Source organism: Paractinoplanes polyasparticus (assembly GCF_019710575.1).
Lineage (GTDB): Bacteria > Actinomycetota > Actinomycetes > Mycobacteriales > Micromonosporaceae > Actinoplanes > Actinoplanes polyasparticus.
Genome location: NZ_JAHWFK010000093.1, coordinates 1 through 11,636 on the forward strand (window position 1 = coordinate 1; position 11,636 = coordinate 11,636).

At 74.5% G+C, this 11,636-nt stretch carries 1 protein-coding gene; it reads left to right on the forward strand.

Translation table 11 applies throughout. The annotated features are described in order from the left end of the window. Positions 1–21: 21 nt before the first annotated feature. On the forward strand, positions 22–11,636 hold an 11,615-nt coding region (locus KXC43_RS49845; RefSeq protein ID WP_221383356.1), incomplete at its 3' end, for a non-ribosomal peptide synthetase.

An 11,636-nucleotide genomic window follows, 5' to 3' on the forward strand; every position in this document is an offset into this window, starting at 1 on the left:
CTGGCGCCCGGCGGTGCCCCGGTGATCGGCACGCCGATCGCCAACGGCCGCGTCTATGTGCTCGACGACGGGCTGAGCCCGGTGCCGGTCGGCGTGACCGGCGAGCTGTATGTGGCCGGTGCGGGTGTGGCCCGCGGCTATGTGGGCCGGGCCGGGCTGACCGGCGAGCGGTTCGTGGCTTCGCCGTTCGGCGCGGGCGAGCGGATGTACCGGTCCGGCGACCTGGTGCGGTGGATCGCCGACGGGCAGCTGGTGTTCGCCGGGCGGGCCGACGACCAGGTGAAGGTGCGCGGCTTCCGGATCGAGCCGGGCGAGATCGAGCAGGTGCTGCTGACCCATCCCGAGGTCGACCGGGCCGCGGTGATCGCCCGGGACGAGCGCCTGATCGCGTACGTCGTGGGCGAGGACGTCGCCGCCGAGCAGTTGAGCGCGCTGGCGGCCGCCCGCCTGCCGGACTACATGGTGCCGTCGGCCTTCGTCGTGCTGCCGGAGCTGCCACTGACCCCGAACGGCAAGCTCGACCGCAAGGCCCTGCCCGCGCCGGAGCAGACCGGCGGCACCGGCCGGGCCCCGGTGACCGTGCCGGAGGAGCTGCTGTGCGCGGCGTTCGCCGAGGTGCTCGGGCTGGAGACGGTCGGTGTCGAGGACAGCTTCTTCGACCTGGGCGGCCATTCGCTGCTCGCGGCCCGCCTGGTCTCCCGGATCCGCACGGTGCTGGGCGTCGAACTGCCGGTGCGGACCCTGTTCGAGGCGCCCACACCGGCCGAGCTGGCCGCCTCGCTGGCCGGAACGGACGCCGGCCCGGCGCGGCCGGTGCTGCGGGCCGGGCACCGCCCGGAGCGGGTGCCGCTGTCGTTCTCGCAGCGCCGGCTGTGGTTCCTGGCCGACCTGGAGGGTCCGAACCCGACCTACAACAACCCGCTGGTGATCCGGCTGACCGGTGACGTGGACGCGGCCGTGCTGGACGCGGCGCTGCGCGACGTGATCGGCCGGCACGAATCGCTGCGTACCGTCTTCGCGGTCGAGGACGGCCAGCCGTACCAGCGGATCCTCGAGCTGAACGAGATCGAGTGGGGTCTCCAGGTCGGCGAGGTCGCCTCGAAGGACCTGCCCGCGACGGTGGCCCGGGCGACCGAGCACGCCTTCGACTTCGCGGCCGACGTGCCGGTGCGGGCGTGGCTGTTCCGCACCGGCCCCGACGAGCAGGTGCTGGTCCTGGTCGTGCATCACATCGCCAGCGACGGCTGGTCGATGGCCCCGCTCGGTCGTGACCTGTCGACCGCGTACGCGGCCCGGCTGCTCGGCGCGGCGCCCGAGTTCGCGCCGCTGCCGGTGCAGTACGCCGACTACGCCGTGTGGCAGCGCGAGCTGCTGGGCGCCGAATCGGATCCGGAGAGCCGGCTGGCCCGGCAGGTCGCGTACTGGCGCGGGCAACTGGCCGGCGCACCGGAGGAGCTGACGCTCCCGGTCGACCGCACCCGCCCGGCCGTCGCCAGTCACCGCGGGCACCGCGTGCCGCTGCAGGTGCCGGCCGAGGTGCACCGTCGGCTGGCCGAGCTGGCCCGCGCCGACGGCGTCACGACGTTCATGGCGTTGCAGGGCGCCCTGGCGGTGCTGCTGTCCCGCCTCGGCGCCGGCACCGACATCCCGATCGGCTCGGGCAACGCCGGCCGCACCGATGAGGCCCTCAACGATCTGATCGGGTTCTTCGTCAACACTTCGGTCATCCGGACCGACCTGTCCGGCGATCCCGAGTTCCGGCAGATCCTCGAGCGGGTGCGCGAGACCACTCTCGAGGCCCTGGCCCACCAGGACGTGCCGTTCGAGCGGCTCGTCGAGGAGCTGGCCCCGGCGCGGTCGCTGGCCCGCAGCCCGCTGTTCCAGGTCGTGCTGACGCTGCAGAACGTCGAGCGGGCCACGATGGAGATGCCGGGCGTGCGCGTCGGCGGCGGGGTCGTGGCGGCCGCCGCCACGGCCGCGGTCAAGACCGACATCGACGTGATGGTCGGCGAGGTCTTCGACGAGCAGGGCCGCCCGGCCGGGCTGCGCGGCTCGCTGACCGGGTCGACCGACCTGTTCGACCGCCCGACCGTCGAGCGGATCACCCGCGGGCTGGTGCGGGTCCTCGACCTCGTGACCGCGGCGCCCCACGTGCGGCTGCACGGCGTCGACGTCATGGAGCCGGCCGAGCGGGCCCGGGTGCTCTCCGAATGGAACGACACGGCGGCGCCGTTCTCCCCGAGGACGATCCTCGACCTGCTCGCGGCCGCGCCTGGAGAGGCGGTCGCGGTGCGGGCCGACGGCGTCGAGATGACGTACGCGCAGCTCGACGCGCGGGCCAACCAGCTGGCGTGGCTGCTGCGCGGCCACGGCGCCGGCGCCGAGTCGGTCGTCGCGGTCGTGATGAACCGCGGCCCGGAATTCCTGGTGGCGCTGCTGGGCGTGCTCAAGGCGGGCGCGGCGTACCTGCCGATCGATCCGGCCCAGCCCACCGAGCGGATCGCCTTCATGCTGGCCGACAGCCGCGCGGCCGTGGTGCTGGGCGGCTCCGACGTGCTGGACGACCTGCCGATGGGCCGGGCCCCGATGGTCGCCGTCGACGATCCGGCGGTGGCCGGCCAGCCGCAGACCGCGCCGGACGTCACGACCGGCCCGCTCGGCCTGGCCTACGTGATCTACACGTCCGGCTCGACCGGAGTGCCCAAGGGCGTCGCGCTCACCCACGCCGGCGCGGCGAACCTCGCGATGGCGTTGCTCGACCGGTTCGGAACGGCCGTGGGCCCGCGGGTCCTGCAGTTCGCGTCGATCGGCTTCGACGCCGCGACCGCCGAGGTGCTGCTGGCTCTGGCCGCCGGGGCGACGCTGGTGACGGCGCCCGCCCGGGAGCTGACGCCCGGCGGCGGCCTGGTCGAGGTGCTCACCCGGCACGAGGTGAGCTATGCGACGTTGCCGCCGGCGGTGCTGGCCGTGCTGGATCCGGCCGCGGTATCGGTCGGCACAGTGATCTCCGCGGGCGAGGCGCTGGACCGCACGCTGGTGGACCGGTGGGCGGCCGACCGGCGGCTCATCAACGCGTACGGACCGACCGAGGTGACGGTGTGCGCCTCGATGTCGCCGCCGTTGACGGTCGGCGGTCCGCCGGTGATCGGCCGGCCGCTGGCCAACACCCGGTCGTACGTGCTGGACGATCGCCTCGCCCCGGTTCCGGCCGGGGTGACCGGCGAGCTGTACGTGGCCGGCGCCGGGGTGGCCCGCGGCTATGTCGGCCGGCCCGGCCTGACCGGGCAACGGTTCGTGGCCTGCCCGTTCGGCTCGGGCGAGCGGATGTACCGCACCGGCGACCTGGTGCGGTGGACCGCCGACGGGCAGCTGGTGTTCGCCGGACGCGCGGACGACCAGGTGAAGATCCGCGGCTTCCGGATCGAGCCGGGCGAGATCGAGCAAGTTCTCCTCGGCCACCCGCAGGTGCGGCAGGCCGCCGTGCTCGTCCGGGACGAGCGGCTGGTCGCCTACGTCGTCGGCGATGTGGAGGCGGAGCGGCTGCAGACGGTGGCGGCGGCGCGGCTGCCGGAATACATGGTGCCGTCGGCATTCGTCATGCTGCCGGAGCTGCCGCTGAACCCCAACGGCAAGCTCGACCGCAAGGCACTGCCCGCGCCGGACTTCACGGCCGGCTCGGGCCGGGCCCCGGCCGGCGTGGCCGAGGAACTGCTGTGCGCCGCGTTCGCCGAGGTGCTCGGGCTGGATGCCGTCGGTGTCGAGGACAGCTTCTTCGAAATGGGCGGGCACTCGTTGCTCGCCGGCCGCCTGGTGTCGCGGATCCGCACGGTGCTGGGCGCCGAACTGCCGGTGCGCGTGCTGTTCGAGGCGCCGACCCCGGCCGGCGTGGCCGCCTGGCTGGCCGGCGCGGAGACCGGCCCGGTGCGCCCGCTCCTGCGGCCGGGTGACCGCCCCGAGCGGGTGCCGCTGTCGTTCGCGCAGCGCCGGCTCTGGTTCCTGGCCCAGCTGGAGGGACCGAACCCGACCTACAACAGCCCGGTCACCAGCCGGTTGCCGGCCGACGTGGACGTCGCCGCGCTCCGGGCCGCCCTGCTCGACGTGATCGGCCGGCACGAGACGCTGCGCACCGTCTTCCCGGCCGTCGACGGCGAGCCTTACCAGCGGATCCTCGACCCGGCCGGGCTCGACCGGGATCTCGAGGTGGTCGACGTCGCCCCGGAGCGGCTGCCCGCGGCGGTGGCCGAGGCGGCGGCGTACGCGTTCGACGTGACCCGTGAGGTGCCGGTGCGGGCGTGGCTGTTCCGGACGGTCGCCGGCGAGCGCGTCCTGATGTTGCTGACCCACCACATCGCGACCGACGGCTGGTCGTCCGGTCCGCTGTCCCGCGACCTCGCCGAGGCGTACGCGGCCCGCAGCCGCGGCGAGGCGCCGTCGTGGACTCCGCTGCCGGTGCAGTACGCCGACTACGCCCTCTGGCAGCGTGAGCTGCTGGGCGCGGAGTCCGACCCGGACAGCCGGCTGTCCCGGCAGGTCGGCTACTGGCGGCAGGCCCTGGCGGGTGCGCCGGAGGAGCTGGCGCTGCCGGTCGACCGGCCCCGCCCGGCGGTGGCCGGTCACCGCGGGCACCGGGCGCCGCTGCGGGCGCCGGCCGAGCTGCACCGGCGGCTGGCCGAGCTGGCCCGGGCCGAGGGCGTCACCGTCTTCATGGCGTTGCAGGCCGCCGTCGCGGTGACGCTGTCCCGGCTGGGCGCCGGTACCGACATCCCGGTCGGGTCGGCGGTCGCCGGCCGCACCGACGAGGGACTGAACGACCTGGTCGGATTCTTCGTCAACACGCTGGTCATCCGCACCGACCTGACCGGCGACCCGCGGTTCCGGCAGGTCCTCGAGCGGGTGCGCGAGACGACGCTCGGTGCGCTGGCCCACCAGGACGTGCCGTTCGAGCGGCTGGTCGAGGAGCTGGCGCCGTCCCGGTCGCTCTCCCGGCACCCGCTGTTCCAAGTGATGCTGACGTTCCAGAACATCGAGCGGACCGTGGCCGTGGACGGCGAGGACGCCCGGATCGCCGGGGCAGTGCCGGCGCCCGCGAAGTTCGACCTGGACGTGTCGATCGGCGAGGTGTTCGACGAGCAGGGCCGCCCGGCGGGCCTGCGCGGCTCGGTGATCGCGGCCGACGACCTGTTCGATCCGGCCTCGGCCGGGGTGTTCGCCGAGCGGCTGATGCGGGTGCTGCAGGCGGTCGTCGAGAACCCGGACCTGCGGGTGCGTTCGGTGCCCGTGCTCGGCGAGGCCGAGCGGAGCTCGGTGCTGGACGACTGGAACGACACGGCGGCCCCGATGCCGGCCGGCAGCGTGCCCGAGCTGTTCGAGCGCCAGGTGTCGGCCACGCCCGACGCTGTCGCGGTGACCGCCGGCGGCGAGTCGCTGACCTACCGGGAGCTGTCGGACCGGGCCGGCCGGATCGCCGGTCACCTCCGCGCCTGCGGGGTGGGCGCCGAGTCGCTGGTCGGGCTGCGCCTGCGGGCGGGCCTCGACCTGGTCGCGGCGATCCTGGGCGTGTGGAGGGCGGGCGCGGCGTATCTGCCGCTCGACCCGAAGCAGCCCGCCGAGCGCCTCGACTTCCTCGTCGCCGACAGCGGCGCCCGGCTGGTGGTGACCGAAGAGACGCTGTCGCTCGCGGCCGACGCCGTGGCCGCGCCGCCCGCGCCGGCCTCGCAGCTGGCGTACGTGATGTACACGTCCGGCTCGACCGGCACGCCGAAGGGCGTCGCGGTGACCCACGGCGGGCTGGCCAACTACGTCGCCTGGGCCGCCGACCGGTACGGCATGGCCGCCGGCGGCGGGGCGCCGCTGCACTCGTCGATCGCGTTCGACCTGACGGTGACCAGCCTGCTGGTGCCGCTGGTGTCCGGGTCGGCGGTCGTGGTGAGCCCCGGCGAGGACGCCGACGGGCTGACCGGGCTGCTGCGCGGCGCCGGCGGGTTCGGTCTGGCCAAGGTCGTGCCGGCGCATCTGGCGCTGCTGGCCGAGTCGCTGACCGGCGAGCAGGTGGCCGCGGCCGCCCGCACCTGGGTGGTCGGCGGCGAGGCGCTGCCAGGCCCGCTGGTGCGCTCGTGGCTGGAGCGCGCGCCCGGTTCCACCGTGGTCAACGAGTACGGGCCGACCGAGACGGTGGTCGGCTGCTGCGTCTTCGAGGTCACGCCCGGCCAGTCGGTCGGCGCCTCGGTCCCGATCGGCCGGCCGATCGCCAACACCCGCCTCTACGTCCTCGACGACGGCCTGCAGCCGGTGCCGCCCGGGGTCAACGGCGAGCTCTACATCGCCGGCGCCGGGCTGGCCCGCGGCTACGCGGGTCGTCCCGGGCTGACCGCCGAGCGGTTCGTGGCCTGCCCGTTCGGCCCCGGCGACCGGATGTACCGCACCGGCGACCTGGCCAAGTGGACCTCCGACGGGCAGCTGGTCTTCGCCGGCCGGGCCGACGAGCAGGTGAAGATCCGCGGCTACCGGATCGAGCCGGGCGAGATCGAGGCCGTGCTGGCCGGGCATCCCCGGGTCGCCCAGGCCGCGGTGATCGCCCGCGACGACCGGCTGATCGCCTATGTGGTGCCGGCCGACGGGGAGCCGCCGGTCGCCGAGCTGCGCTCGTTCGTCGCCCGGCAGCTGCCGGAATACATGGTGCCGGCCGCGGTGGTCATGCTGCCGGCCATCCCGCTGACGGCGAACGGCAAGCTGGACCGTTCGGCGCTGCCCGATCCGGAGCAGGCCATCGCCGGGCGCCGGGAACCGGCCACGGTGCAGGAGGAGCTGCTGTGCGGCACCTTCGCCCGGATCCTGGGGGCCGACTCGGTCGGGCCCGACGACAGCTTCTTCGAGCTCGGCGGGCATTCGCTGCTCGCGGTGCGCCTGATCTCGCGGGTCCGGGCGGTGTTCGGTGTGGAGCTGCCGTTGCGCGCGCTGTTCGAGGCGCCCACTGTGGCCGAGCTCGCCGCTCGGCTGGCCGAGGCCGGCGAGGCCGAGCCGCGGGCGAGCCTGCGGGCGGCCCGCCGTCCGGACCGGGTGCCGCTGTCGTTCGCGCAGCGACGCCTCTGGTTCCTGACCCAGCTCGAGGGGGCCGGTTCCACCTTCAACCAGCCGATGCCCGTACGCCTCGAGGGCGACGTCGACGAGGACGCGCTGAACGCCGCGTTGCGCGACGTCATCGGCCGGCACGAGTCGCTGCGCACGCTGTTCCCGTCCGTCGACGGCGAGCCGTTCCAGCGGATCCTCGACCCGGCCGAGCTCGACTGGTCGCTCGAGGTGGCCGACCTCGCCCCCGGGGAGCTGACCGGCCGGGTGGCCCGGGACTCGGCGTACCCGTTCGACACGGCCCGCGAGGTGCCGGTCCGGGCCTGGCTGTACCGGATCGGCGCGGACGAGCGGGTCCTGCTGATCCTGGCCCACCACATCGCGACCGACGGTTGGTCGACCGGCCCGCTGGCCCGCGACCTCTCCGAGGCGTACGCGGCCCGCACCCGCGGCGAGGCGCCGCGGTGGACTCCGCTGCCGGTGCAGTACGCCGACTACGCCCTCTGGCAGCGGGAGCTGCTGGGCGACGAGTCCGACCCGCAGAGCCTGCTGTCGCGGCAGGTCGGCCATTGGCGCCGGACCCTCGCCGGTGCGCCGGAGGAGCTGGCGCTGCCGGTCGACCGGCCCCGCCCGGCGGTGGCCGGGCACCGGGGTCACCAGGTGCCGTTGCGGGTGCCCGCCGAGGTGCACCGGCGCCTCGTCGAGCTGGCCCGGGCCGAGGGCGTCACCACGTTCATGGTGTTGCAGGCCGCCCTCGCGGTGACGCTGTCCCGGCTGGGCGCGGGCACCGACATCCCGATCGGCTCCCCGGCGGCCGGCCGCACCGACGAGGGACTGAACGACCTCGTCGGGTTCTTCATCAACACCCTGGTCATCCGGACCGACCTGTCCGGCGACCCGCAGTTCCGGCAGGTGCTGCGCCGGGTGCGGGAGGCCGGCCTGGACGCCCTGGCCCACCAGGAGGTGCCGTTCGAGCGGCTGGTCGAGGAGCTGGCGCCGGCCCGGTCGCTGGCCCGGCACCCGCTGTTCCAGGTGCACCTGGCCGTGCAGAACAACGAGCGGGCCGTCCTCGACCTGCCTGGCGTGCGGGCCGGTGGCGGCACGTCCGGGCTGATCGCCGCGGCCGCCAAGTACGACCTCGACGTGGTCGTGGCCGAGGTGTTCGACCAGGACGGCCGCCCGGCCGGCCTGCACGGGCTGCTGAACGCGTCGACCGACCTGTTCGACGAGCCGACGGCCGGCCGGCTCGCGGCCTGGTTCACCCGGGCCGTCGACGCCGTGACCGCCGAGCCGGACGGCCGGCTGCACGAGGTCGACGTGCTCGGTGCCGAGGAGCGCCACCAGGCCCTGTACGGATGGAACGACACCGCGGCCCCGGTTGACGAGGCGTCGGTGCTGGAGCTGTTCGAGCGGCAGGCGGCCTCGGCCGAGGTCGCTCTGGTGGCCGACGGTGTCGAGCTGACGTACGCCGAGGTCGATGGCCGGGCGAACCGGATCGCGCACTACCTGCGCGGCCAGGGCGTCGATGCCGACTCGGTGGTGGCGCTCTGTCTGCCCCGCGGGGCAGACATGATCACGGCGATCCTGGCGGTGTGGAAGGCCGGGGCGGCCTACCTGCCGATCGACGCGAAGCTGCCGGGGGAGCGGATCGCGTTCATGGTGGCCGACAGCCGCGCGACGCTGCTGCTGGGTGTCGGGGAGGCGTTGCCGCCGGTGCCGGTGCCGTCGGTCGCCTTCGACGATCCCGCGCTGGCCGCCTGTCCGGAATCCGCGCCGGAGGTGCGCCTCGATCCGCGGCAGGTCGCGTATGTCATCTACACCTCGGGTTCGACCGGCACGCCCAAGGGTGTGGCCGTCACGCACGGCTCGCTGACCAACTATGTGACTTCGGTGTCGGAGCGGTTCGGCTGGTCCGGTACGGGCCGCCGGTACGGCTTGTTGCAGCCGCAGGTGACGGACCTGGGTAACACGGTGGTGTTCGTCAGCCTGGCCACCGGCGGTCAGTTGCACATTTTGAGCGAGGCGGCGGTGACCGATCCCGCTGCGGTGTCCGCGTATCTGGCCGAGCGGCAGATCGATTTTGTGAAGGCGGTGCCGTCGCACCTGATGGCGTTGTCGTCGGTGGCCGGTGTCGAGGCGGTGTTGCCGCGCGAGTCGCTGGTGCTCGGTGGCGAGGCGGCTTCCCCGGCCTGGGTGGCCGATCTCGCGGCGCACGGCCGTCGGGTCTTCAACCATTACGGCCCGACCGAGACGACCGTCGGGGTGGCGACGGCCGAGCTGACCGGTGACGGCACGGTGCCGATCGGGTCGCCGATCGCCAATATCCGTCTGTTCGTGTTGGACGGGGCTTTGAGCCCGGTTCCGGTCGGCGTGGTCGGTGAGCTGTATGTGGCCGGCGCCGGCCTGGCGCGAGGTTATGTCGGTCGTGCGGCGTTGACGAGCGAGCGGTTCGTGGCCTGCCCGTTCGGCTCCGGTGAGCGGATGTATCGCACCGGCGACCTGGTGCGACGGCGGCCGGACGGTCAGTTGGTGTTCCAGGGCCGGGCGGACGAGCAGGTCAAGGTCCGCGGGTTCCGGGTCGAACCCGGCGAGATCGAGCAGGTCCTGCTGGCCGAGGACGGGATGCGGCAAGCCGCGGTTCTCGTCCGGGACGACAGGCTGATCGCGTACGTCGTCGGCGAGGTCGCCGAGGAGCGACTGCAGGCGCTGACTGCGGCCCGGCTGCCGGAATACATGGTGCCGTCGGCGTTCGTGCGGCTGCCCGAGCTGCCGCTGACTCCCCACGGCAAGCTCGACCGCAGGGCTCTGCCCGACCCCGGGCAGGCGACCGGGGACGCGGCCGGCCGGGCGCCGGTGACGGTGCAGGAAGAGCTGCTGTGCGCCGCGTTCGCCCACGTGCTGGGCATCGACGCGGTCGGGCCGGACGACAACTTCTTCGAACTCGGCGGTCACTCGCTGCTGGCGCTGCGGCTGCTGGCCCGGCTCCGGACGGTGCTGGCGATGGAGGTCCGCATCCGGACCCTGTTCGAGACGCCGACCCCGGCCGGGCTGGCCGCCGCGCTGACCGCCGCCGACGCGGGCCCGGCCCGGCCGGCCCTGCGGGCGGGAACCCGCCCGCCGCGGGTGCCGCTGTCGTTCGCGCAGCGCCGGCTCTGGTTCCTGGCCCAGCTCGACGGCCCGAGCCCCACCTACAACCTGCCCGTGGTGGTGCGGTTGGCCGGTGCGGTCGATCCGGTCGCGCTGGACGCGGCGCTGCGGGACGTGCTCGCCCGGCACGAGTCGCTGCGCACGGTCTTCGCGGTCGAGGACGGCGAGCCGTACCAGCGGATCCTGGCCCCGGCCGAGCTGGACTGGCGCCTCGCGGTCACCGACGTGGACCCCGCCGGCCTCGACGCCGCGGTGGAGCAGGCCCGGGACCACGCCTTCGACCTGGCGGCCGAGGTGCCGATCCGGGCCCGGCTGTTCCGCACTGGCCCCGGCGAGCAGGTGCTCGTGCTGGTGATGCACCACATCGCCACGGACGGCTGGTCGCACGCGGCGCTGGGCCGGGACCTGTCAGCGGCCTACGCGGCCCGGCTGCGCGGCGAGGCGCCGGAGTTCGCGCCGCTGCCGGTGCAGTACGCCGACTACGCGGTCTGGCAGCGCGAGCTGCTGGGCCACGAGTCGGATCCGCAGAGCCCGCTGGCCCAGCAGGTCGGCTACTGGCGGCAGGCGCTCGACGGGGTGCCGGAGGAGCTGGCGCTGCCGGTCGACCGGGCGCGCCCGGCGGTGGCCGGTCACCACGGCCACCGCGTGCCGCTGCACGTGCCGGCCGAGGTGCATAGGCAGCTGGCCGAGCTGGCCCGGTCCGAGGGCGTCACCACGTTCATGGTGTTGCAGGCCGCGCTGGCGGTCACCCTGTCCCGGCTGGGCGCCGGCGCCGACGTGCCGATCGGTTCGGCCGTCGCCGGGCGCACCGACGAGGCTCTCAACGATCTGGTCGGGTTCTTCGTCAACACTTTGGTCATCCGGACCGACCTGTCCGGCGACCCGGAGTTCCGGCTGGTCCTGTCCCGGGTGCGGGAGACCACGCTGGGCGCGCTCGCGCACCAGGACGTGCCGTTCGAGCGTCTGGTCGAGGAGCTGGCGCCGACCCGGTCGCTGGCCCGGCATCCGCTGTTCCAGGTGATGCTCACGTTCCAGAACAACGAACGGGCCGCCCTGCGGCTGCCCGGCGCCCGCGCCGGTGGCCGATCCGCCGCGGCCGGCCGCGGGCTCACCGCGGCGGCGAAGTTCGACCTCGAGGTCGCGGTCTCCGAGGCGTTCGACGAGACCGGCCGGCCCGCTGGGCTGGACGGCGTGCTGACCGCCTCGGCCGACCTGTTCGAGGCGGCCACCGCCGAGCGGCTCGCGGAGTGGCTGGGCCGGGTGCTGCGGTTCGTCGTCGCCTCGCCCGACACGCGGTTGCGCGCGGTGGAGCTCGCGGACGAGACCGAGCTCGAGCGGCTCCACGCGTGGAACGACACCTCCGGTCCGTTGCCGGGGGTGACGTTCCCGGTGTTGTTCGAGGAGCAGGTGCGGCGGACGCCGGA